General features: G+C 74.6%; 19 protein-coding genes. 13 read left to right on the top strand and 6 right to left on the bottom strand.

Going from position 1 to position 23601, the window contains the following annotated elements; translation table 11 throughout:
• Positions 1-285 precede the first annotated feature (285 nt).
• The 3 genes from ACSLIC_RS23730 to ACSLIC_RS23720 all read left to right on the top strand — a co-directional run bounded on the left by ACSLIC_RS23730 (position 286) and on the right by ACSLIC_RS23720 (position 5356).
• Positions 286-2685, top strand: a complete 2400-nt coding sequence (locus ACSLIC_RS23730) for a ThuA domain-containing protein (protein WP_436740460.1) — start codon at positions 286-288, stop codon at positions 2683-2685.
• A complete protein-coding gene (locus ACSLIC_RS23725; RefSeq protein ID WP_436739729.1) occupies positions 2685-4901 on the top strand; it encodes an OmpL47-type beta-barrel domain-containing protein in 2217 nt (738 codons plus the stop codon). Before ACSLIC_RS23730 ends, ACSLIC_RS23725 begins: the two co-directional genes overlap by 1 nt.
• A gap of 179 nt (positions 4902-5080) precedes the next feature.
• Complete coding sequence (locus ACSLIC_RS23720) at positions 5081-5356, top strand: type B 50S ribosomal protein L31 (protein WP_436739728.1); 276 nt, start codon at positions 5081-5083, stop codon at positions 5354-5356.
• A gap of 31 nt (positions 5357-5387) precedes the next feature.
• On the opposite strand, the gene ligD is transcribed toward ACSLIC_RS23720, so the two are convergent.
• Complete coding sequence (gene ligD / locus ACSLIC_RS23715) at positions 5388-6425, bottom strand: non-homologous end-joining DNA ligase (protein WP_436739727.1); 1038 nt, start codon at positions 6423-6425, stop codon at positions 5388-5390.
• A 53-nt stretch (positions 6426-6478) separates the two neighbouring features.
• On the opposite strand from ligD, the gene ACSLIC_RS23710 reads away from it, so the two are divergent.
• Positions 6479-7546 carry an ATP-dependent DNA ligase gene (locus tag ACSLIC_RS23710; protein WP_436739726.1) on the top strand — a complete coding sequence of 356 codons (1068 nt, stop codon included), beginning with the start codon at positions 6479-6481 and terminating at the stop codon, positions 7544-7546.
• A gap of 23 nt (positions 7547-7569) precedes the next feature.
• On the opposite strand, the gene ACSLIC_RS23705 is transcribed toward ACSLIC_RS23710, so the two are convergent.
• Both ACSLIC_RS23705 and ACSLIC_RS23700 read right to left on the bottom strand, forming a co-directional pair.
• A complete protein-coding gene (locus ACSLIC_RS23705) occupies positions 7570-8625 on the bottom strand; it encodes an enoyl-CoA hydratase/isomerase family protein (protein ID WP_436739725.1) in 1056 nt (351 codons plus the stop codon).
• A gap of 194 nt (positions 8626-8819) precedes the next feature.
• Positions 8820-11480, bottom strand: coding sequence for an ATP-binding protein (locus ACSLIC_RS23700; RefSeq protein WP_436739724.1), 2661 nt, complete (start codon positions 11478-11480; stop codon positions 8820-8822).
• A 265-nt stretch (positions 11481-11745) separates the two neighbouring features.
• On the opposite strand from ACSLIC_RS23700, the gene ACSLIC_RS23695 reads away from it, so the two are divergent.
• Complete coding sequence (locus ACSLIC_RS23695; protein ID WP_436739723.1) at positions 11746-12648, top strand: DUF2510 domain-containing protein; 903 nt, start codon at positions 11746-11748, stop codon at positions 12646-12648.
• Between the two features lie 144 nt (positions 12649-12792).
• Here the strand turns inward: ACSLIC_RS23695 and ACSLIC_RS23690 are convergent, their stop codons facing one another.
• Complete coding sequence (locus ACSLIC_RS23690) at positions 12793-13461, bottom strand: TetR/AcrR family transcriptional regulator (protein ID WP_436739722.1); 669 nt, start codon at positions 13459-13461, stop codon at positions 12793-12795.
• 197 nt (positions 13462-13658) lie between these two features.
• Here ACSLIC_RS23690 and ACSLIC_RS23685 point away from each other — a divergent pair, with 197 nt between their 5' ends.
• The 8 genes from ACSLIC_RS23685 to ACSLIC_RS23650 all read left to right on the top strand — a co-directional run bounded on the left by ACSLIC_RS23685 (position 13659) and on the right by ACSLIC_RS23650 (position 22212).
• Positions 13659-14444 (top strand): phosphatase PAP2 family protein, encoded by a 786-nt coding sequence (locus ACSLIC_RS23685; RefSeq protein WP_436739721.1) that lies wholly within the window; start codon positions 13659-13661, stop codon positions 14442-14444.
• The gene (locus ACSLIC_RS23680; protein WP_436739720.1) at positions 14441-15385 is read left to right on the top strand and encodes a DMT family transporter; all 945 of its coding nucleotides are present in this window, start codon (positions 14441-14443) and stop codon (positions 15383-15385) included. The genes ACSLIC_RS23685 and ACSLIC_RS23680 overlap by 4 nt, the downstream gene beginning before the upstream one ends.
• Before the next feature lie 260 nt (positions 15386-15645).
• Complete coding sequence (locus tag ACSLIC_RS23675; RefSeq protein WP_436739719.1) at positions 15646-16944, top strand: VWA domain-containing protein; 1299 nt, start codon at positions 15646-15648, stop codon at positions 16942-16944.
• A complete protein-coding gene (locus ACSLIC_RS23670) occupies positions 16944-17855 on the top strand; it encodes a hypothetical protein (RefSeq protein ID WP_436739718.1) in 912 nt (303 codons plus the stop codon). The genes ACSLIC_RS23675 and ACSLIC_RS23670 overlap by 1 nt, the downstream gene beginning before the upstream one ends.
• 209 nt (positions 17856-18064) lie before the next feature.
• Positions 18065-19879, top strand: coding sequence for an AMP-dependent synthetase/ligase (locus ACSLIC_RS23665; RefSeq protein WP_436739717.1), 1815 nt, complete (start codon positions 18065-18067; stop codon positions 19877-19879).
• 62 nt (positions 19880-19941) lie between these two features.
• Complete coding sequence (locus ACSLIC_RS23660) at positions 19942-20448, top strand: GNAT family N-acetyltransferase (protein WP_436739716.1); 507 nt, start codon at positions 19942-19944, stop codon at positions 20446-20448.
• Between the two features lie 318 nt (positions 20449-20766).
• Positions 20767-21321: a DoxX family protein gene (locus tag ACSLIC_RS23655; RefSeq protein WP_436739715.1), complete on the top strand. Its 555-nt coding sequence runs from the start codon at positions 20767-20769 to the stop codon at positions 21319-21321.
• Positions 21322-21396: 75 nt separating this feature from the next.
• Positions 21397-22212 carry an N-formylglutamate amidohydrolase gene (locus tag ACSLIC_RS23650; RefSeq protein WP_436739714.1) on the top strand — a complete coding sequence of 272 codons (816 nt, stop codon included), beginning with the start codon at positions 21397-21399 and terminating at the stop codon, positions 22210-22212.
• Positions 22213-22284: 72 nt separating this feature from the next.
• Here the strand turns inward: ACSLIC_RS23650 and rbsD are convergent, their stop codons facing one another.
• Together rbsD and ACSLIC_RS23640 are read right to left on the bottom strand one after the other, a co-directional pair.
• Positions 22285-22674, bottom strand: coding sequence for a D-ribose pyranase (rbsD, locus tag ACSLIC_RS23645; RefSeq protein ID WP_436739713.1), 390 nt, complete (start codon positions 22672-22674; stop codon positions 22285-22287).
• On the bottom strand, positions 22671-23588 hold the full coding sequence (locus ACSLIC_RS23640; protein WP_436740459.1) for a ribokinase: 918 nt from the start codon (positions 23586-23588) through the stop codon (positions 22671-22673). Before ACSLIC_RS23640 ends, rbsD begins: the two co-directional genes overlap by 4 nt.
• Between the last annotated feature and the right edge of the window lie 13 nt (positions 23589-23601).

Genomic DNA, 23601 nt, shown 5'->3' with positions numbered 1-23601 from the left:
ACGGCCACACGGTATCGGCGCCGGCTTTGTTTATCCACGCTCAGGACAAAGTTCGACAGATTGCGGTGATAGACCTTGGCGACTCACGAAAAGAGGTCTAGCTTCGTCCGCGCTGTTTCCTGTGACCGACGAGGGGTGGGTGAACACATGCGGTTGCTACCGCATCGGCGACCCGGCGCACCAGGCGGGACACCGGGGCCACGGGGCTCCGGAGCACGGGCCGGCAGAGCCGCCGTCGGCCGAACCGCGGCCGCGGCCGTGGTCTCGGGCGCGCTGCTGACCGGCATGGCCTCCGGCGGGACGGCCAGCGCGCGGCCGTTCCCCGACGAGCCGGCCGGGACGACGATGTCGCTGCCGTCCCCGCCGGGCGGTGCGGAGACCCGGGTCCTGGTGTTCCACGGCTCCGCCGGCGCCGAGGCGCCCAACGTGGACGCGGGCATCGAGGCGATCGAGAGGATCGGCGGCACCGGCCCGGCCGAGGAGCGCTTCACCACCGAAGCCAGTGCGAACGCCTCGGTCTTCACCGACGAGCACAAGCTCGGCCGCTACCACGCCATCGTCTTCCTCACCGGTGGCGGGGACGTCCTCGACGCGGAGCAGGAGGCGGGCCTGGAGGCGTACGTCGAGGCGGGCGGCGGCTTCCTCGGCATCCACGACGCGGCCCGCACCGAGCCGTACTCCACGTGGTTCGGCGAGCTGGTCGGCGCGCGGCCCACCGCGGGCAGCGGCGCCAAGACGCAGCGGGCCACCGTGGAGGTCGGCGACCGCGTCCACCCGGCGACCAAGAACCTGCCGCTGGAGTGGAAGCGCCCCGACAAGTGGCTGAACTGGAAGGAGAACCCCTCCGGGAAGGTCCACACGGTCGCCCGGGTCCGGGAGGCCACCTACAGCCCGGGGGAGGGGGCGGGCGGCGCCGACCACCCGGTCTCCTGGTGCCGCGACTACGACGGCGGCCGTTCCTTCTACACCGCGATGGGCGGCACCGCCGAGAGCTTCGCCGAGGCCGACTTCCGCGACCACCTGCGCGGCGCCCTGCTGTGGACCGCGCGCCTCACCCAGGCCGACTGCAAGGCGTCCATCGACGCCAACTACCGGGCCGAGCGGCTCACCGAGCCCAACCAGCCGGGCCAGAACGACCAGATCGGCGAGCCGCACGGCCTGGTCACCGCCGAGGACGGACGGGTCTTCTACATCGGCCGCGGCGGCACCGACTCCTCGCAGCCGGTCGTCACCGACTGGGACGACCCCGACGTCGGCAAGGGGCAGGGCCAGGTCCACGTCTGGGACCCGGAGACCGGCGAGGTGAGCCTCGCCGCCTCGCTGACCGTCTTCGGCAACAAGGGCGGAGGCGAGGAACTGGTCAAGAACGAGGAGGGGCTGCTCGGCATCGAGCTGGACCCGGCCTTCGAGAAGAACGGCTGGGTCTACCTGCACTACAGCCCGCACTCGGAGATCGATCGGGACAAGCACGTCGGCGAGCGGCGCGTCTCGCGCTTCACCTTCGACGAGTCCACCGGCGAGCTGGACCTCGGCTCCGAGAAGGTGCTGCTGGACTGGCCGGTCCAGATCCACAGCTGCTGCCACGCGGGCGGCGGCATGGCCTGGGACTCGAAGGGCAACCTGTACATCGCCACCGGTGACACCAACTCCAGCCAGTTCACCGACGGTTACTCGGGCAACAACCCGGAGCCGAACTTCAAGGGCCTCTCCTTCGCCGACGCCCGCCGCACCTCGGGCAACACCAACAACCTCAACGGCAAGATCCTGCGCATCCATCCCGAGGACGACGGGACGTACACCCTGCCCGAAGGCAACCTCTTCACCGGTGACGAGCCGGACGAGGGCGGCGGCAAGACGCGCGGCGAGATCTACGTGATGGGCGTGCGCAACCCGGCCCGGATCGCCGTCGACGAGAAGACCGACACCCTCTACGCGGGCTGGGTCGGCCCGGACGCCGGTTCGCCCTCCACCACGTGGGGCCCGGCCAAGTACGACACCTTCGCCGCCATCACCGGCCCGGGAAACCACGGGTGGCCGTACTGCATGGGCAACAAGCAGCCCTACCGGGACCGCAACCTGCCCGACCCCGCCAAGCCGCTCGGCTGGTACGACTGCGACGCCCCGAAGAACGAGTCGCCGAACAACGACGGCCTGGTCAACCTGCCGCCGGTGACGGGCAACACCATCTGGTACTCGCCCGACGGCGGCGGCCCCGACTTCCCGCGCGACGAGAACGGGGTGCCCTCCTACGACGAGGCCGAGCAGTTCTTCCGGCTGCCCTGGCTCAGGGGCGGCGGGCAGGCCGCGATGAACGGCCCCGTCTACCGCTTCGACGCCGACAGCGAATCGGACGTCAAATGGCCCGCGTACTGGGACGGCAAGTGGTTCGTCGGCGACCTCTACGACGCCGACCAGCCGCGGCACGCCGTGCTCACCGACCCGAAGACGGTCGGCAAGGGCGGACTGCCGGTGCACGCCGAGTCGTTGAAGAAGATCGTGCCCGTCGGGGAGAACGGCATCAGGAACCTCATGGACTGGAAGTTCGGTCCGGACGGCGCCCTGTACGTCCTCGACTACGGACGCGGCTTCTTCACCTCGGACGACAAGTCGGCGCTGTGGCGCGTGACCTACACCGGCGGCGGGCCCACCCCGGCCGCCGGTGACCTGGCCGGGAAGGGGAAGTGATGAGAAGGACACGGCGGGGCGGACCCCCGCGCGCGGGCACCGCGCTGATCGCGGCGCTGCTGATGCTGCTGGGACTGACCGCCCCCGCCGCCGCCGGTGAGCTGGGCGGCAAAGACCCGAAGGCGGCGGCGCAGACGCTCACCTGGACAGCCGGCAACGACATCGACACGTACCTGTCGGCACCCGCCACCGCGGCCCCCGGGCCGACCACGATCGTCTTCGAGAACAGCGAGGCGACCGGCAACACCACGTCGATGCCGCACACGCTGACGTTCGACACCGGCAACCCCGACTACAACGACGACGTCCAGCTCAACATCCTCGCCAACCCCTCCGACGCCAACGGCGGCAAGCACACCGCCGAGGTGGTGCTCACCCCGGGCACCTACCGCTACCACTGCACCATCCCCGGCCACGGGCAGATGCAGGGGACCCTCGTGGTCAGCGAGGACGGCGGCGAGGACGACACCACCGCCCCCGAGGTCAACGCCTCCGTCGACGGCCAGCGAAACGCCGACGGCGACTACGTCGGCAGCGCCACCGTCTCGCTGGCCGCCACCGACGAGGGCTCCGGCGTCGACGCGGTCGAGTTCGCCCGGGGCGCCGACGGCGCCTGGGAGCCGTACGGGGAGCCGGTCGTGGTGAGCGAGGTCGGCGACCACGTGATCCGCTACCGGGCCACGGACAAGGCCGGCAACCAGTCGCAGGAGAAGACCGCCGAGTTCACGGTGGCCAGCCCGCCGACCGACGACACCGACCCGCCCGAGACCTCGGCGACCGCCACCGGGGACCAGGACGCGGACGGCGCGTACATCGGCATGGCCACGGTCACCGTGACCGCCTCCGACACCGGTTCGGGCGTCAACACCATCGAGTACGCGCTCGGGGCGGACGGCGCCTGGCAGCCGTACACCGCGCCGGTGATGGTGCACGACGTGGGCGAGCACCGGTTCCGCTACCGGGCCACCGACAAGGCGGGCAACCGCTCCGAGCCGCAGACCGCCGAGTTCACCGTGGTGGAGCAGCCCGCCGAGGACACCACCGCGCCCGAGGTGTCGGCCGCCCTCTCCGGCGACCGCAACTCCGCCGGGGCCTACCTGGGCAGTGCCACGGTGACGGTGCGGGCGACCGACGAGGAGTCGGGTGTCGACAGGGCCGAGTACTCGCTCGACGGCGGCCCCTACCTCGCCTACGCGGACCCGGTGGTCGTCGACCGGGTGGGCCGGCACACCGTCGTCTACCGGGCGAGCGACAAGGCGGGCAACACCTCCGAGGCGCGCCAGGTGTCGTTCTCGGTGATCGGCGGCGACGTCCCGGCCCCGCCGTGCGCGGAGTTCGACGAGCGGGAGACCGTCTTCGTCGGCGACCAGGACAGCGGTGTCCCCAACCGGATCACCGACAACCGCTGCCGGATCAACGAGCGGATCGAGGACGAGCGCGAGTGGTCCTCCCGCGCGCTCTTCCTCAAGCACGTCGAGACGGTCCTGACCGCGCTCGGCAAGGAAGGCGTCGTCGACGACCGGGAGACCGGGCAGATCCGGGAAGCCGCGGAGGCCTCCGGCATCGGCGAGCCCGGCCAGACCGAGGGCTACCGCAAGCTCTTCGACGGCACCGAGGAGTCCTTCGCCCAGTGGGAACAGGCCGGCGGCGGCGCCTTCCTCCTGAACGAGGACGGGTCCATGACCAGTTCCACCGAGGTCGAGGGCATGGGCATGCTGTGGTTCCCGGAGCGCAAGTACGACGACTTCTCGCTGAAGCTCCAGTGGCGGGACGACGCTCCGGAGGGCGGCAACGCCAACGCGGGCGTCTTCGCCCGCTTCCCGCACCCCTACGACCACCCGGAGGAGTCCCGCCCGGAGTGGGTGGCCGTCAAGTACGGCCATGAGCTGCAGATCCTGGACCGCCCCGACGGCGACATCTACAAGTCCGGTTCGGTCTACGGCTTCGACCGGGTCGGCCTCGGCGGCGCCGGGGTGACCCCGAAGGGCACCTGGAACGACTACGAGATCAAGGTGACCGGGCAGCACTACGAGATCTACCGCAACGGCACCCTGGTCAACGAGTTCGACAACACCGGCGGGCAGTCCTTCGACCCGCCGCGCGACGACGACCCGGGCACCGACGGCCGGCGCTACGCCTCCGGCTACCTCGGCCTCCAGGTCCACGGCGTCACCGACGTCATCTCGTACCGCGACATCCGCATCAAGGAGCTGTGAGCGGGGACCGCCCCGGACGCGGGGGCCGTCGGCGTACGGCGCCGGCGGCCCCCGCCGCCGTAAGGGCGGCTCCCCCGACGGGCGGTGTGCGCTGGCGGGGGCCGGGCCGGGCCCTCACGCTGGAGAGGGTGGGCACCGGGCCTCCGGTGCCCGTACGGCCGAATCCGAGGAGCGCCGGTATGAAGCAGAACGATCCCGCGTACGGTCCTGTCGTCTTCCGTGACAAGTCGGCCGGGTACGCGTTCCTGACCCGGTCGACGGCGACCAGCGACCGGACGATCGACTGGGACGACGGCAACACCTATCCGGTGATCGACGTGGAGATCTCCTCGGAGAGCCACCCCTTCTACACCGGCAAGGCGCGCACGGTGGACTCCGAGGGCCGCGTCGCCCAGTTCGAGCGCCGCTACGGCAAGGCCGACGGGACGGCGCCGCAGGGGCCGGGGGCGGCGTAGAGGCCGGGGCGGCGTAGGAGGTACGGCCCCCTCAGTCTCCGGAGCCGCCGGGCTCGTCGCGGTCGTGGCGGGCCCTGCTCGGCTGCACGCGGCGGGGCTCGCCGGGCATCTTGGGGTGGACCGGCGGGTAGGGCAGGTCCTCCAGGCCGTGGTCGCGGGCGTCCCGGGCGGCCAGTTCCAGGAGCGCGTCGAGGCGGTAGGCGTGGTCGTCGATGTCGGCGTGCACGTCACCGAGGGCGGCGTAGCGGTCCCGCATGGTGAGCAGGTCGAAGTCGCGGGGGTCGGCGTCGTCCAGCTCGTCCCAGCGCAGCGGCGCGGAGACCGGGGCGTGGGGCCTGCCGCGCACGGAGTAGGCGCCGGCGATGGTGCGGTCGCGGGCGGTCTGGTTGTAGTCGACGAAGATGCGCTCGCCGCGCTCCTCCTTCCACCAGGCCGTGGTGACCCGCTCCGGCATGCGGCGCTCGATCTCGCGGGCCAGCGCGATGGCGGCCCTGCGCACCTCCACGAAGGGCTCGACCGGCTCGATCGGGATGAAGACGTGCAGGCCCCGTCCGCCGGAGGTCTTGGGCCAGCCGCGCAGGCCGTACTCGTCCAGGATCGCGTGGAGGGTCCGGGCGGCGGCGACGGCGTCGTGGAAGTCCGTGCCGGGCTGCGGGTCGAGGTCGATGCGCAGTTCGTCGGGGTGCTCGGTGTCGGGGGCGCGCACGGGCCAGGGGTGGAAGGTGAGGCAGCCGAGGTTGACGGCCCACAGGACGGCGGCCGGGGAGTCGGGGCAGACCTCGTCGGCGTGGCGGCCACTGGGGAAGGAGATGCGGGCGGTCTCCAGCCAGCCGGGCCTGTTCTTCGGCGCGCGCTTCTGGTAGAAGGACTCGCCGTCCACGCCGTCGGGGAAGCGCTGGAGGGTGGTGGGCCGGTGGCGCAGGGCGCGGGTGACGCCGCCCTGGACGGCGAGGAAGTACTCGGCCACGTCCAGCTTGGTGAAGCCGCGCTCGGGGAACCACACCTTGCCCGGGTTGGAGAGGCGCACGGTGTGCCCGCCGACCTCCAGTCGCACCGCTTCCGATCCCATGCGGACACCGTAGGCCGCCAGCGGATATGCCGCATATCGGGCAGACTCGGGGTATGGACCTGCCGGTGATGCCCCCCGTGAAACCGATGCTCGCCAAATCCGTGGCGCGGATTCCGCCGGGCATGCAGTACGAGGCGAAGTGGGACGGTTTCCGGGCGCTGGCCTTCCGGGACGGACCGGAGCTGGAGCTGGGCAGCCGCACCGGCAAGACGCTCACCCGGTACTTCCCCGAGCTGGTGGCGGCGCTGCTGGAGCGGCTGCCGCGGCGGTGCGTGGTGGACGGCGAGATCGTGATGGCGCGGGACGGGCGGCTCGACTTCGAGCTGCTCTCCGAGCGCATCCACCCGGCCGCCTCCCGGGTACGGATGCTGGCCGAGAGGAACCCCGCCTCCTTCGTCGCCTTCGACCTGCTGGCCCTCGGCGACGAGAACCTGACCGCCCGCCCGCTGACCGAGCGGCGGGCCCTGCTGGAGGAGGAACTGGACGAGGCGGGCCCGCCGTTGCACGTGGCTCCGGCGACCCGCGACCCGGAGCTGGCCGAGCGGTGGTTCGAGCAGTTCGAGGGGGCCGGGCTCGACGGGGTGGTGGCCAAGCCGCTGAACCTCGGGTACCGCCCGAACGAGCGGGTCATGTACAAGATCAAGCACGGCCGCACCGCCGACTGCGTGGTGGCCGGCTACCGCACCCACCGGGGCGGCACCGGCGTCGGCTCGCTGCTGCTCGGCCTCTACGACGACGCGGGCACCCTCCAGCACGTCGGCGTCTGCGCCGCGTTCACCGCGCGGCGGCGCACCGAGCTGGTCGCCGAACTGGAGCCGCTGCGCCTGGACTCGGTGGCCGACCACCCCTGGGCGGCATGGGGCGAGGCGGCTGCCCACGAGGAGGCCCGGCTGCCCGGCGCGCCGAGCCGTTGGTCGGGGACGAAGGACCTGTCGTGGGTGCCGCTGCGCCCGGTCCGGGTCTGCGAGGTCGGCTACGACCACATGGAGGGCACCCGCTTCCGGCACACCACCCAGTTCAAGCGGTGGCGGCCGGACCGCACCCCGGAGAGCTGCACGTACGCGCAGCTCTCGGAGCCGGTCCGGTACGACCTGGGGGCGGTGCTCGGCGAGTTCGGCTGACCCGGGGCCCGCCGCCCGCCCCGTCAGGCCAGGCCCAGTTCCCTGCCTGCGCCGAGCGGCACGAAGGCGGCGGCCACCGCCTCGTCGGTGACGGCGTCCAGGGTCGCGGGCAGCCACTTCGGCGCCCGGTCCTTGTCGACCACCTGGGCGCGGACGCCCTCGGCGAGGTCGGGCCAGGTCAGCGCGTGGGCGGAGACCCGGTACTCCTGGTCGAGGACCGCTTCGAGACTGGTCAGCGCACGGGCCCTGCGGACGGCCGCCAGGGCCGTCTTCAGGGCGAGCGGGGAGCGGCCGCGGACCATCTCGACGGTCTCCTTGGCGGCCGGTTCGCCCAGCTCCTGGAGCCGTTCCCACGCCTCCTCGACGGTGGGCGCGGACCAGCAGGCGTCGATCCAGCCGCGCTGGGCGGCGAGTTCGCCCTCCGGGGCCGGGTGCGCCAGGCGGGCGACGGTCGCCGTGGGCTCCTCGCCGGCCGGGGCCTGGGCCAGCGCCTCGACGAGGGCCGGGAGTTCAACGGAGGGCACGTAGTGGTCGGCGAGCCCGCAGAGCAGCGCGTCGCCGGCGCCGACGGGTCGGCCGGTGAGGGCGAGGTGGGTGCCGAGTTCGCCGGGGGCGCGGGAGAGCAGGTAGGTGCCGCCGACGTCCGGTACGAACCCGATCCCGGTCTCCGGCATGGCCACCAGCGACCGCTCCGTGACGACCCGGACGCTGCCGTGGGCGGAGATGCCGACCCCGCCGCCCATGACGATGCCGTCCATCAGTGCGACGTAGGGCTTCGGGTAGCGGGCGATCCGGGCGTTGAGCGTGTACTCCTCGCGCCAGAAGGCGAGCGGGGCGTCCAGTTCGCCGCGCAGGACGTCCTCGCGGATGGCCCGGACGTCACCGCCCGCGCACAGCCCCCGCTCTCCCGCGCCGTCCACGACGACGGTGGTGACGGCCGGATCGTGCTCCCAGGCGTCCAGCGCCTCGGCGATCCGCTCCACCATGGCGTGGTTGAGGGCGTTGAGGGCACGCGGCCGGTTCAGGGTGATCCGCCCGACCCGGCCCTCGGCCCGAACGCGTACCGCTTCCTCGGTCATCGCCGTCCCCTCTCCCGCTCAACAATGATCGACTCCACCCTAGGCGTTCGGCTCGCCGGGCAGAAGTGCCGGTCAGGGGGTGCACCGGCGAAGGGGTTCCGTCCCTGCCCGGCCCCGGGGAGGCACGCTCGCGCCCACGGGCCGGGGGCTCGTGGCGGGCGGCCGGGGTGCTCCGGCGGGTGGGGTACCCGGGCTCACCTCAGCCCCCGCCCCTCCCGCAACACCTCTCTCGCCCTCGCCGCCAACGTGTCCGCCCCGCAGGCCCTCGCCAGCGTCAGACCCCGCGTCAGCTCCCCCGCGTCCCGCGCCGCGATCCCGTAGGCCACCCGCGCCTCCGCATGCTCGTACGCGCACGGCGACGACTCCAGGTAGGTCACCGCCCTGGCCAGCAGACTGGTCGCCCGGTGGCCCGTCTCCAGCGCGGCGGCGCACCGCAGGGACTCCCCTATGGCGGTGTCGGTGCCGAAGCGTTCGGCGTGGCGGCGGGCGTCGGCGGTCAGTTCGGCGGCGCGGCGGAGGTCGTGCGGGGCGATGGCGTGGGCGAGGAGGAGCTGCCGGGGCGCGAGGACCGTGTTGTGGCGGACGGTCTCGGCGGCGGCGCGGACGGCGGACTCCAGCTCCTCGACCGCCTCCTTGGTGCGGCCCTGGGCGAGGAGGAGCCGGCCGCGGACCGACTGGGCGTCGGGCAGGATCAGGGTGGACGGGTAGGGCGGGCCGAAGTGGTAGCGGTCGGCGATCTCCTGGGCCTTGCCCAGGTGGCCGCGGCAGAGCAGCGTGTCGATGAGCATGCAGGCGGCGTCCCAGTGCATGGGCAGCTCCTCGCCGACCCGGTCGGCGAGCCGGAGGCTCTCACGCAGGAAGCCCTCGGCCTCGACCAGCCGGCCGCGCCTGCGGTGGACGTAGCCGACGAAGGCGTGGGCGATGGCGAGGTGTCCGCCGCTCCAGCCGGAGATCTCGTAGATCCGCAGGGCCTCCCCGAAGAGTGCCTCAGCGCGGTCGAGGCGGTCGGCGAAGAGGTAGCTGCCGCCGAGCATGATGAGGAGTTCGAAGCTCCACTCGGTGTCGGTCCAGCCGAGTCCGGGGGCGAGGCGGCCGTTGACGAGGGCGCGGTCGCAGAGTTCCACGACGAGTTCGACGTTCTCGCCGCGGGTCATGGCGTCGAAGGCGCGGAGGATGAGCAGGGCCCGCTCGGAGTTGTCGCGTCCGGTGAGGGGCTGGGCGATCTCGCGCAGCACACGGGAGCGTTCGCGGGCGTCGGCCTCGCCGGTGTGGATGCCCTCCCACATGAAGTGGTTGGCCTGGAGCCGCATCCGGTCGGGCCCGGGCTCCAGCCGGGCGGCCTCGCGGCCGATGGTCTGCACGGCCTCGCGGACGTGGCCGAGGTGGACGAGAGCCTGGGAGAGGCGGCAGACGGCGTCGACGCGGGTGCTGGGTTCGAGGCCGTCCATGGCGAGGGCGGCGCGCAGGTGGGCGACGGTGCCGTTGGGTGAGGTGAGCAGGGCGGCGCAGCCGAGTTCGTAGAGGACGGTGGCGTGCTTCTCGGGCAGCGGGGGTTCGGCGAGCGCCCGTTCCAGGCAGCGGTGGGCGGCCTCTGGGGCACCGACGGCGAGGTGTTCGCGGGCGGCGCGGCGCAGCTGGTCGACGATCTCCGGGTCGTCGTCGGGGTGCACCTCCACCAGGTGGCGGGAGGCTTCGGCGGCGCTGCGGCCGGAGCGGGTGACGGCCCAGGCGGCCTGGCCGTGCAGGGCGGTGCGGGCACCGGCCGGTACGGAGCGGTAGACGGCGGTGGCGATGAGCGGGTGGACGAATTCGAGGGCGTCGTCGTCGCCGGTGAGGATGCGGGCCTCGCGCAGCAGGCCGGCGCAGCGGGCCGCGTCCTCCTTGCCGAGGCCGGTGAGTTCGGCGGCGAGCCGCAGGGTGATGTTGGTGCCGAGGACGGCGGCGGCCCAGGCGAGCCTGGTGGCGTCGGCGCCGAGTCCTTCGAGAGTGGCGACCAGGCCGCGGCCACGCGCCTTGGCGTTGAGTTCGCGCAGGGCAGCGGCGGTCGACTCGACCGGTTCCATTCCGGCGGCGCGGACCTTGGCGAGGAGTTCGACGGTCTCGTACGGATTTCCGCCGGTGACGGCCCAGACCTCGCGGCAGAACGGGTCGTCGGCACCCTCGCCGAGCGTGGCGCGGGTCAGTCCGGCGGTGGCGTCGGGGGTGAAGGCGGTGAGGGTGGCGAGGCTGGTGCCGGGGCGCGCGGCCCGGCCGACGGCGGCCAGGTGGCGGGCGCTCTCGCCGGTCGCCTCGTCGTCCCGGTGGGCGACGACGAGCAGGACGGGCAGGTCGTCGAGGCGCTGGGCGAAGGCGGCGAGCCAGCGCAGGGACTCCTGGTCGGCCCAGTGGGCGTCGTCGATGACGAGGATGAGCGGCCAGTGCAGCATGACGAGGCGGCTGACGGCGGCGACCAGTCCGTCGACGACGCCCTGCGGGTCGGCCTGGCGGGCGCCGGGCCGGGCGATGCCGAGGGCGGGGCCGGCGATGTCGTACCAGTCGCCGAGGTACTCGCGGGCCTCCACGGGGCTGAGGGAGACCAGGGCGGGCTGGAGGAGTTGGCGGACCACGTGGAAGGGGACGGAGGTGACGGTCTCGCCGCCGCGCGCCGTCCAGACGGTGCAGCGGCCGGCGGCGATCCGCCGGACCTCGCCGAGCACGGCGGTCTTGCCGATGCCCGCCTCGCCGGTGAAGACGAGCAGGCCGCCGGTGTCGTGCCCCTCGCAGAGTCCGTCGACCGCGGCGGTGACGGCGGCGAGTTCCGCGTCCCGTTCCCAGAGCGGTCCGGACGGTACGGCCTGGGTGTGTTCACGTGCCATGCCGCTCCTCCCCCCGTCAGATCGCGGTCCGACGCCCGGACCTGGCTGCGCTGCGGCTCCGAGCGTAGCCAACGAGGCCCTCACGCGGCGCACACTCCGTGCTTTCCCTGGCGCGCGGGGTGAGAATCCCGCGGCGACAAGGGGGAAGATACGTCCGATTGCGGGCGCCGGGTGGGGCGGAGCGGGGAAAGCGGCGCCGGGGTGCGCGAGTTCGGGCCCGCCCCCTCTCATGACTCCCTCACTCCGGGCTCCTACTGTGGCGCCCATGACACAGGTGACTCCCCCCGGCTGGTATCCCGATCCCGGCCACGCAGGCGACGGCCCCCGCCAGGAACGCTGGTGGGACGGCGGGCGGTGGACCGACGGGCTCCGCCCGACGGGCGGGCCCGCGGCATCCGGCCCCCAGACCGCGCCCGGCTGGGGCGGCCCACCCCCCTGGGGCCACGGGCAGCCGTACGCCCCGCCGCCGAAGTCGCGGCGGACCGCGCGGACCGTGGTCGCGGCGGTGGTGGGCCTGGTGGTGCTCGCCGGGATCGGCGGCGGCGTGTACGCGCTGGCCCAGGACGGCGGGGACGACCGGGCCCCGGCGGCCCAGGACGGCGCGGGCGAGCGCCGGGCGCCCGGCCGGGGCGCGGCGGACGCGGCGACCGACGGGGCGAGCGGGATCAGCCTGCCGGTGCTGGACGGGTGGACCGGGACGTCCGGGGAGGCGGGGGCGCAGGTGACGACGCGCCCGTACGCCTGCCCGGGGAACCGGGAGCTGGCCTGCGTGCGCAGCGGCGCCTTCTCGATGCCGGCCCAGGCGGTGGGGCTGAAGGAGAAGACGCCGCGCGCCACGGCGGAGGCGGACATCGAGGCCAACGCCGAGGAGGCGTACGGGGGCGGGACGTACGGGGAGATCACCTCGCACGAGGAGGTGGCGGCGAAGGCGGTGACGGTGGCCGGCGGGCGCGGGTACCTGGTGCGCTGGAAGGTGGAGACCACCTCGGGGACCGACGGGTACGTGCAGTCGCTGGCCTTCCCCTCGCCGGCCTCGCCCGAGCTGATGGTGCTCGTCCGCTTCGGTCTGGACGACCACCCGAAGGCCCCGAAGCCGACCGTGCTGGACCAGATACCCCGGGCGATACAGAAGGCGGAACTGGGGACGGGGCCCGGTAAGGAGGTCTGAGCCGTCCGGGCGGGGCAGGGTGCCGGGCGGGGCTCCCTCCACTCGGAGGAGCCCCCCACCCGGTCCTGCGGCGCGCCGCGCCCGTCCCCACGGAGCGGCGCCTTCGGGCCGTCGGTCCTCATCCGCGAGGACGGCGGCCCCGTCTCATCCCGCGCCGGGCCGCGCACCGACGGCCGGGGCGGCCTCAGCGGGGGCGGCGAGGCCCAGCGCGGGCAGGACACAGACGTCGACGAAGCGCTGAAGGTACGCGGTGTCCTCGGCCGGGTGGGGCCTGCGGCCCTCCAGCACGGGCCGGACCCGCAGGACGCCGAAGATCTGTGCGGCGACGAACTCCCGGGCGGGGTGCCCGGCGGTGATCTCCCCGCGCTCCTCGGCCCGGTCCAGCATGGTGTCGACCATGCCGACCTCGGGCTGGATGAGCGCGTCACGCAGCGCCTGCCGAAGGTCCTCGTCATGGAGGACGGCGTGGGCGAGCGCCTGCACCAGGAGGCTGTCCCGGTCGCCGCGCTCGGCCCCGGCGCGCGCGGCCTCGCGGAGATCCCCGGCGAGTGAGCCGGTGTCGATCCCGGAGAACCGGACGCAGCGCTGGGCACGCAGGGCGGCGGCGACGAGCTGGGGCTTGCTGCCCCACTGCCGGTACAGGGTGGATTTGCCGCACCGGGTGCGGGCGGCCACCCCCTCCATGGACAGGGCCTCGTAGCCGCTTTCACGGAGCAGGTCGAGGGTGGCCTCGTACAGCTCGCGCTCGCGCTCAGGGCTGATCTTGGAGCGGGGGGAGGAGAGCCCGCTGCGCTCTTCACTCTGCGACGTCATACGCCAACCCTCTCGCCTCGCGGTGGCGGGCGGCCGCCGGACGGCCCGGGAAGATCCTTTTCCGGCCACACAGCCCATCGATACGCCAGTGTACCGATACGACGCCGTATCGGTACACTGGCGTATCGATCCGGCCGCCGATCCGACCGCATCCGCCGACCGCACCACATCCGCATCTTCAGCAAAGGGGCCGGGGCATGAAAGCCCGTTCCGCGCCTGCCGCGGGGGACCGGCCGGACCTCGCGTCCCGGCCTCCGCTCGTCCGCGAACTCCTCCTCGTCGCGGGGCTCTTCCTCGTCTACAAGTGCGGCCGCCTGCTCGCCGCGGGTGAGAGCGCCACAGCCTTCCGCCACGCCGACGGCGTCTGGCACGCGGAACGCGCGCTGAGCCTGCCCGACGAGGGCGCCGTGCAGAACCTGCTGCTGCACTCCGACACCCTGGTGCGGATCGCCAACACGTATTACGCCACCGTCCACTTCCCGGCGACCGCGCTCTTCCTGGTCTGGCTGTACTGGCGCAGGCCGCGCCACTACCTGTGGTCCCGGCGGGTCCTCGCGGTGGTGACGGGCGCAGCCCTCGTCCTGCATCTGCTGGTCCCGCTCGCGCCGCCCCGCATGCTGGAGGCGGCCGGGCTGGTCGACACCGGCCAGGTCTACGGCCCGACGGTGTACGGCGCGGCGCCGGAGGCCGATCCCCTGGCCAACCAGTTCGCGGCGATGCCCTCGCTGCACTTCGGCTGGGCACTGATGGTCGCCGTCGGCCTGATCGCCGCCACCCGCTCCCGGTGGCGGTACCTGTGGCTGCTCCACCCCGCCCTGACCCTGCTCGTGGTGGTCGGCACCGCCAACCACTACTGGCTGGACGCGTTGGCCGCCACCGGGCTGCTCGCCGCCGCCCTGGCCGCCGTGCGGCTCGCACAGACGGACACCGCCCGGGACCACCGCCCGCTCGCGCACGCCCTGCTGCCGGACGGCCGGCGATGACCGCCGACCTGGCCGTCGCGGTCGTCGTCTCCCTGGTGTCCGCCCTCGCCTACGCGGCGGCGGCGGTGGCCCAGGAACGCCTCGCCGCCCGCGCCGCGCCGAACGCCTCCCGGGGCGGCCTGGTCCGGCTGCTGGCGTCCGGCGCCTGGTGGGGCACGGTCGGCCTCAACGCCACCGGGGCCCTGCTGCACGTCGTCGCGCTGCGGTTCGGCCCGCTCACCCTGGTCCAGCCGCTGGGCGCGCTCACCCTGGTCGTGGCGGTCCCGCTCGGGGCGCGGTACGCGGGCCGCCGGGTGGCCCGGCTCGAATGGCGCGGGGCGCTGCTCACCCTCGGCGGCCTCGGCCTGCTGATGTTCGCGGCCTCCGGACCCGCCCCCGAGGACAGCCTCACCCTGACCGAGGCGCTGGCGGTCGGCGCCACGACGCTGCTGCTGATCGGCGCGCTGGGCCGCCCGGGCCGGGGCCCGGGGCTGCGCCACGCCACGGCCTCGGGGATCGCCTCCGGCATCGCCTCGGCGCTCACCCAGACGGTCACCGTCGCCCTGGCCGCGCCGGGCGGGGCGGCGCAGCCGCTCCAGACGGTCCTGGTCGCCCTGCTCGTCGCCGCCTTCGCCTCGGCGGGGCTGCTCCTGGCGCAGACCGCCTACCGCTCCGGGCTCGGCGCACCCCTGGCGGTCGTCACCCTGACCAACCCGCTCGCCGCCTCGGTCGTCGGCCTGACCCTCCTCGGCGAACGGCTCCACGGCGGGGCGGCGGGGATACTGCCCGCCCTGGCGGGGGCGCTGGTCGCGGGGCGGGGCGTGGTGGCGCTGAGCCGGGCGGCGGCACGGGGTGCGGACGAGGACCGGGGCCCGGCGGGTGCGCGGGAATGCGCCGCAGGCGGGCGCGGGGAGGCCGGGACCGCACTCCTGGGCAGGGGCAGCGGCCCGGAGTCGGCGTAGCCCGGCGAGGCACCGCAGGTCACGCCGCCGCGCCGAGTGAAGACCCCGGTCGGCATCAGGCCGGGTCCCCCGCCGCGCCGCCATCGGGCCAGAAGCACGGTGGCGGCCGACGCCGGCGCGGCGGGTCCGCCCGTCTCGGCCGGGCGGCCAGGACGTGCGGGGCACGTCCCCGAAAGCTCCGGCACCCGTGCGCCTCGCCCCAACCCTGACCTCCTGGACACGTTTTGGGGGTCCGTCACCTTCTTCAATAAGATCCGCCGATGATCACAACAAGACGGGCAGCGGTTGTGGTGGCCGCGCTGATGACGGTGCTGGCGGGGACTCTCCCCGCCGCGTCGACAGCGGCCGCGGCCACCACCGCCGACGGGCCCACCGCACGTCCCGCGCCCAAGGTCGAGCTGGTGCTCGACGTGAGCGGTTCCATGAAGACCCGCGACATCGACGGGCAGTCCCGCATGTCGGCCGCGAAGCAGGCGTTCAACGACGTCATCGACGCCGTGCCCGAGCAGGTCGAACTCGGCATCCGCACGCTGGGCGCCGACTACCCGGGCGAGGACAAGGCGCGCGGCTGCAAGGACACCCGGCAGCTCTACCCGGTGGGGCCGATCGACCGTACCGAGGCCAAGACGGCGGTCGCGACGCTCAGCCCGACCGGCTGGACCCCGATAGGTCCGGCGCTGCTCGGCGCCGCCGACGACCTGGACGGCGACGACGGCGGCAGCCGCCGCATCGTGCTGATCAGCGACGGCGAGGACACCTGCGGCCCGCTCGACCCGTGCGAGGTGGCGCGGGAGATCGCGGCCAAGGGCGTCGACCTCGTCATCGACACCCTCGGCCTGGTGCCCAACGCCAAGATCCGCCAGCAGCTGTCCTGCATCGCGGAGGCGACCGGCGGCACGTACACCGCCGTGCAGCACAAGGAGGACCTCTCCGACAAGGTGAAACAGCTGGTGGACCGCGCGGCCGACCCGGTGGTCACGCCGGTGCCGGTCGAGGGCGCCGCGGCCTGCGCCGACGCGCCGAAGGTCGAGCCGGGCCTGTACACCGACCGCCAGCCGCTGGGCACCCACCGCTGGTACCGGGTGGACGTGCTGCCCGGCCAGGAGCTGCGCGCCTCGGTGAGTGTGGCGGCCGACCGCCCGCTCGCCGACGACTACGGCGTGCTGCTGCGCGCGGTGACCGCGCACGGGCGGGAGCTGGTGCGCGGCGCGGAGGCCGGCAGCGGCCGGACCGACGTGATCTCCTCCGGCCTGCGCCACCCGGAGCGGGAACTGGAGGACGCCGACGCCGACAAGCCGGTCGCGACGCCGGTCTGCCTGGAGGTCAGCAACTCCTTCGCCCCGGCCTCCGCCAAGGCCGCCGACGCCTCGTCGCCGGGCATGCCGCTGGAACTGACGGTCGACGTGGTCGACGGTCCGTCCGACGCCTCGGACACCGCCGCCTTCGGGCTGGGCCGCGGCTGGTGGCTGCTGGGTGCGCTGGTGCTCGCCGGGTTCCTCGGCGGTCTGGTCTTCGGCTGGCTCTCGCGCTGGCGCTTCGCCGTCTGGAGGACCCACTGATGCGTACCCCACTTCGCGGCAGGTCACAGGCCGCGCCGGCCCGGCGCCGGCCCTGGCGCGTCGTCGCGGGGGCCGCCCTCGCCGCGGCGGCTCTGTTCACCGCCGCGCCGCCGGCCCTCGCCGACGCCTCGCCCTCGGCCTCCGCCTCGCAGGACGAGGAGGCAGAGGCCGGTCCGACCGAGGCCGGAACCGCGTTCCGCACGGCCGTACGGCTCGCGCAGGGGCAGCGCGGCACCGCCTCCGCGTCGACCGGCGACTACCTGTACTGGGTCTTCCCGGCCGACACCGGGCAGCGCCCGACGGTGGAGGCGACCGTGTCGCTCCCCGCCGAGCAGGCCCGGCAGGGCGCCTCCACCTGGCGGATCGACGTCTACGACGGGCTGCGCCGCCGCCAGGCGTGCGCCTACGGGCTCCAGGAGCGGCGGGCCGGTGAGGACGCCGCCGAGGTACGGCTCTCCTGCACGCTGCGTACGGTGCGGGCGTTCTCGGAGCCGTGGGCCAACGACCCGCTGCCCGGCGCGTACTACGTCCGGCTGACGGTCTCGCGGCTCGCCGCGGACGACCTGGGTCGGCCGTTCCGGGCCGAGATCGGTGTCGACTCCCAGGAGACCGGCGGCTCCACCGCGGTCGGCGGGAAGCTCTCCGAGCCGCTGCTGCCGGGCATCTCGGCCGCGTCCGCCACCTCCGGCGAGGAGCCGGGCGAGCAGGACACGGCCGACGAGGAGGGCACCGGGCAGGCGCCGCGTCCGGCGGCGCTCGCCGAGCCGGAGGGCGGCTGGTCCTCCGGCTGGTGGACCGACCGGTGGCTGTGGACGGGCGCGGGCGCCGTGCTGGCCGCCCTCGCGGGCATCTTCGGCTACACCCTGACCCGCGGTGGCGGACGCCCCGACCGGGTACCGCCCGGCGTCTGACGGGCCGACGGCTCCGCGCGTCTCCCGGCCGCAGGACGCGCGGAGCCGCCCGGCGCACGGTGGTGGACTCCCCCGTCACCCCTGGCCAGGGCGTGCGGGGCGCTGTAGGTTGCCGAGCCGGCCGCCCGTCGGGCACGGGCCCGAGGCGGTCCGCCGGGCCGCGCGCGAGTGCGGTACGGGGCCCGGCGAGAGGAACGGAGGCGTACCCGGTGCGGGAAGTGAGTGCGGAGCGCCTGATCGCCCCGCCGGTCTCCGGCCTCGCCGACTCGGTCTTCCACACGGCCGACGCCCATCCCGACCGCCCCCAGCTGGCCCTCGAACCCGAGGAGGCGGGCGGCCCCTGGCGGACCGTCACGGCGGCCCGGTTCCGCGACGAGGTGCTGTTACTGGCCCGGGGGCTGCTGGCCGAGGGGGTGCGGCCGGGCGACCGGGTGGTGCTGATGTCGCGCACCCGCCCCGAATGGACGCTGCTGGCGTACGCCCTGTGGACGCTGGGTGCCGAGGTGGTGCCGGTCTACCCCACCTCCTCCATCGAGCAGGTCCGCTGGGTCCTCGCCGACGCGGGCGTCCGGGCGGCGGTGGTGGAGCACAGCGGGCAGGCGATGACGGTCGCGGCCGCCTGCGCCGACCCCGGCGGCCTGCTCGGGCTGTGGCAGCTCGACCTGGGGTGCACGGCCGAACTCGCGGAACGCGGCGCCGAGGTGCCGGAGGAGGAGGTGCGGTGGCTGCGGGCGGCGGTCCGCCCGGAGGCGACCGCCGTGATCTGCTACACCTCGGGCACCACCGGCACCGCCAAGGGCTGCGTGATCAGCCACGCCAACCTGGCCGCCGAGTGCGACACCCTCATCGCGGGCTGGGGCCATCTGCTGGCGACCAGCGGCGAGCAGCCCTCGGTCCTCGCCTTCCTGCCGCTGGCCCACTGCTACGGCCTGATGGTGGCCGTCACCTGCGTGCGCGGGGGCTACCTCCTCGCCCACCAGCCGGAGATGGCCCCCGCGGTGCTGCTCCCCGCCCTGGCCTCGTTCCGGCCCACCTTCCTCTTCGCCGTCCCCTACGTCTTCGAGCGGCTCTTCGACGAGGCGTGCCGGGAGGCCGAGGCCGCCGGGCACGGGGTGCTCTTCGAGAAGGCCCGGGCGGCCGCCGTCGCGCACGCCGAGGCGCGGGAGGAGCGCGCGGCGGGCACCGGGCACGGCCCTGGGCCGGTCACCCGGCTCCGGCACTCGGCGTACGAGCGCCCCGTCTACGCCAAGGTGCGGGCGGTGTTCGGCGGCCGGGTGCGCACCGCGGTCTCGGGTGGCTCGCCGCTCCGCCGCGAACTGGGCCTGTTCTTCCAGGGCGCGGGGGTGACGGTGTACGACGGCTACGGGCTGACCGAGACCACGGCCGCGGTGACCGCGCAGCCCCCGGGCCGGGTCCGTTTCGGCACCGTGGGCCGCCCGCTGCCGGGTTCGGCCGTGCGGATCGCCGACGACGGCGAGGTGTGGGTGCGCGGGGACACCGTCTTCCAGGGGTATCTGCACGATCCACCGGGGCCCGACGGCGGCTGGCTGGCCACCGGGGACACCGGCCGCCTCGACCCGGACGGCTATCTGGTGATCACCGGCCGCAAGAAGGACGTCATCATCACGAGCGGCGGCAAGAGCGTCTCCCCGCAGCTGCTGGAGGAGCAGTTGCGCCGCCATCCGCTGATCGCGCAGTGCCTCGTGGTCGGCGACAACCGGCCCTACGTGGCGGCGCTGCTCACCGTCGACCAGGAGGCGCTGGCCCACTGGCAGCGGCTGCGCGGGGCCTCCGGCCGGGGCGTCCCGGCACCGGCGGACGACGCGGAGCTGCGGGCCCAGCTCCAGCGGGCGGTGAACCAGGCCAACACCCTGGTGTCGCGGGCGGAGTCCATCCGCGCCTTCGAGATCCTCCCGGTCGACTTCACCCGCCAGGAGGGGCTGATGACCCCCTCGTTCAAACTCCGCCGCAGCGCGGTCGCGGACACCTACGCGGAGGTCATCGAGGCGCTGTACGCGCGCTGAGGGCGGCAGGGGCCGCCCCCTTTCGCGTTGCCTCACGCCGCTTCGCACCGGATCATGCGCGGATGCGTATCCGAGCGGTGCACCACGGCGAACTGACGGCCCTCCAGGACATCGAGCGGGCCGCCGGGGTGTGGTTCCGGGAGGCCGGCATGGCGGAGATCGCCGACGACGAGCCGCCGCCGGTGGAGGAGCTGGCCCGGTACGCGCGGTCGGGGCTCGCCTGGGTGGCGGCCGACGGGGCCGGCCGTCCCGTCGCGTACCTGATCGCGGACCGGGTGGACGGGAACCTCCACGTCGAGCAGGTGTCGGTGCATCCCGGGAGCGCGCGCCGGGGCGTCGGCCGGTCCCTGCTGGAGCACGCCGCCGGCCGGGCCAGGAGCGAGGGGGCGCCGGCGCTGACACTCACCACCTTCACCGAGGTGCCGTGGAACGCGCCGTACTACGCGCGCTGCGGATTCCGGGTCCTGGCCGAGCGTGAACTGACGCCCGGACTGCGGGAGATCCGGCGGATCGAGGCGGCGCACGGCCTGGACCGGTGGCCCCGCTGCTGCATGCGCCGGGAGGTGTGAGCACGGCCGCGGCGGGGAGACCGAGGCGAGGCGGAGGCCGACGTGGCGCCAGGCGCCGTCGGGGCGGCCAAGGAGCCCGCCCATGGAGCTGGGGTCCAGGGCGGTGCCGGGCGCCACGAGCCCGCACACGCGGCAGCACCAGTGCGGCCCACGCTCTGGCGCGCCGGCCGCTGTCCGGCCCCGACCGGCGACCGGTGCGTCCACGGAACCTTCTCTTGAACTCTCAAGCATCCGTTATGCTCAGCCCGCGTCTTGCTTGATCTTTCAAGCAAGACCGCTGTGTCCGCCTGCCCCCACACCACGCGGGAGTACCCCTCCATGACGGCCCCCAGCACCTCTCCCACCCGTCCGCCCGAGGCCGGCGCCCCGGCCGGAACCGGCCCGAGCCCGGCCGGTCTCGACGCCGGGCTGCTGCTGCTCCGGATCGCGGTCGGCGCGATCATGGCCGCGCACGGCACGCAGAAGCTGTTCGGCTGGTTCGGCGGCGGCGGGATCGAGGGGACCGCCCGGTTCTTCACCTCGGTCGGCTACCCGGCCGGGGAAGCGATGGCCACCGTCGCCGCGCTCACCGAGACCTTCGGGGGCCTGGCCCTGATCCTCGGCCTACTCACCCCGCTGGCCGCCGCCGCGGTCACCGGAACCATGCTCAACGCCCTCGCGGTCAAGGCGAACGGCGGCTTCTTCGCCCCGGACGGCGTCGAGTACGAACTGCTCCTCGTCGCCGCCGCGGCCGCCCTCGCGCTCACCGGCCCCGGCCGCCTCGCCGCCGACCGCGCCCTGCCGCCGCTGCGCGAGCACCGCACCACGCACGGGGTCGGCGCCCTGGCCCTCGCCGTGATCACCGCCGGCGTCGTCCTGCTGCTGCGCGGCTGACCTGCCCGGACCGCCCGGGGCCGCACCCGCGGTCCCGGGCGGTCACCAGCGCGCCCGGACTGCCCGGCACCCGTCATGGGGTACACCCACCTCATGACCCCGACACCGGCTCCCGCCCCGTACCGGCTCCTCCCCGGCGCCGAGGACTCCCCCGTCCTGCTCCACGTACCGCACTCCTCGCGCGCCGTGCCGCCCGAGGTGCGGCGCGAGCTGCTGCTGGACGACGCTGCGCTCGTGCGCGAGCTGGACCTGATGACGGACGCGCACACCGCCGAGCTGGCGGCCCTGGCCACGGCGCTGGCACCCCGCACCCCGTGGCGGTTCGTCAACGGCCTCTCCCGGCTCGTCGTCGACCCCGAGCGGTTCCCCGACGACCGCGAGGCGATGGCCTCCTCCGGCATGGGCACGGTCTACACCCGCACCGCCCACCGCGCCCCGCTGCGCCCGGACGGCTTCGACCCGGCACCGCTGCTCGACCGCTACTTCCACCCGTACGCCGAGGCGATGGCCGAGGCCGTGCAGGACCGGCTCGACGCCACCGGCCGCGCGGTCATCCTCGACGTGCACTCCTACCCCGCCCAGGCCCTCCCCTACGAGCTGCCGCCGACCGCGCCGCGCCCGCCGGTCTGCCTGGGCACCGACGCCTTCCACACCCCGCCCGCGCTGACGGCCCACGCCCGGACGGCGTTCGGGGACACGAGCGAGCGGGACTCCCCGTTCGCGGGGGCGTACGTGCCGCTCCGCTTCCACGGCACCGACACCCGCGTGACCGCGCTCATGCTGGAACTGCGGCGCGACACGTACCTCACCGAGCCCGCCGGGCCCACCCACGCGGGCCTCACCACGCTCGCCAAGTCCCTCGCCGACCTGGTCGACCGGGTCTCCCGCTGAGCGGGGCCCGTAACGCCGCGCGTCCCGCACCCCCGGGGAGGGATGCGGGACGCGTGGGCGGAGCAGGGCCGGTCAGAAGAAGACCCCGCACCGCAGGGAGACGTTGGCGTACGGCGTCGCCTCGCCGGTGCGGACCACCAGGCGGGCCCGGGCGGTGCGGGCCTTCAGCTCCTCGTGGCTGACGTAGTCCAGCCGGGGCAGCCGCTCCGCGAGCAGCCCGGCGGTGCCGGGCGCGGCGGTGCGCACCTCCTCGGCGGCCGTCGCGCCCTCCACCACCAGCTCCGCCAGGAGTCCGTCCAGGACCTCGGCGAAGGAGGGCACCCCGGCCCGGAAGGCCAGGTCGACCACGCGCGGGCCGGGCGGTATCGGCATGCCCGCGTCGCAGACGAGGACCTCGTCACCGTGGCCGAGTTCGGCCAGCGCGCCGGCGAGGTGCCGGTTGAGGATGCCGGAGCGCTTCACGGGGCAGCCACCTCCTCGGCGGTCGGGTACGACGCCTGGGCGCCGGGCCGGGTGACGGCGGCGGCGCCGACCCGCACCGCGTACCGGGCCGCCTCCACCAGGCTCTCGCCGAGGCCGAGCCGCCACGCGAGGGCGGCCGTGAAGGCGTCGCCCGCACCGGTGGTGTCGACCGCCTCGACCTTGAGGCTCGGCACCCGCACGCCGTCCGGGTCACCGGCCGCGGCGACCAGCGCGCCGTCCGCTCCGAGGGTGACGACCACCGAGCGCGGGCCGAGGGCCAGCAGCCCCCGCGCCCACTCCTCGGGCGCCTCGCCCGCCTCCTCGCCCAGGATGAAGCGGGCCTCGTGCTCGTTGACCACCAGCGGGTCGCAGGCGGCCAGCACCTCGGCGGGCAGCGGCGCGGGCGGCGACGGGTTGAGCACCAGCCGCCCCCCGGCGGGCAGGGTCGCCGCCAGCTCCGCCACCGTCTCCAGCGGGATCTCCAGCTGGGTGGAGACCACCCGGGCCCCCGCGACGAGGGACTCGGCGGCCCGCACGTCGGCCGGGGTGAGCCGGGCGTTGGCCCCCGGGGAGACGACGATGCTGTTGTCGCCCGAGGGGTCCACGGTGATCAGCGCGACGCCGGTGGGCGCCCCGCCGACCAGTACCCCGGCGGTGTCGGTACCGGCCGCGCGCTGCGCGTCGAGCAGCAGCCGGCCGTGGGCGTCGTCGCCGACCCGCGCCAGCAGCGCCGTACGGGCACCGAGGCGGGCGGCGGCGACGGCCTGGTTGCCGCCCTTGCCGCCGGGGTGGACGGCGAGGTCGGAGCCGAGCACCGTCTCACCGGGGGCCGGCCTGCGCTCGACGCCGATCACCAGGTCGGCGTTGGCCGAACCGACGACCAGCAGGTCGTGGCCCGCGTGCTCTTCCTGCACGATGGATTCCCGC

It is taken from the genome of Streptomyces sp. BBFR102, from assembly GCF_051397025.1.
Classification (GTDB): domain Bacteria; phylum Actinomycetota; class Actinomycetes; order Streptomycetales; family Streptomycetaceae; genus Streptomyces.
Note: the sequence above shows the minus strand (reverse complement) of the source record. Positions and strands in the feature narration are given on the sequence as shown.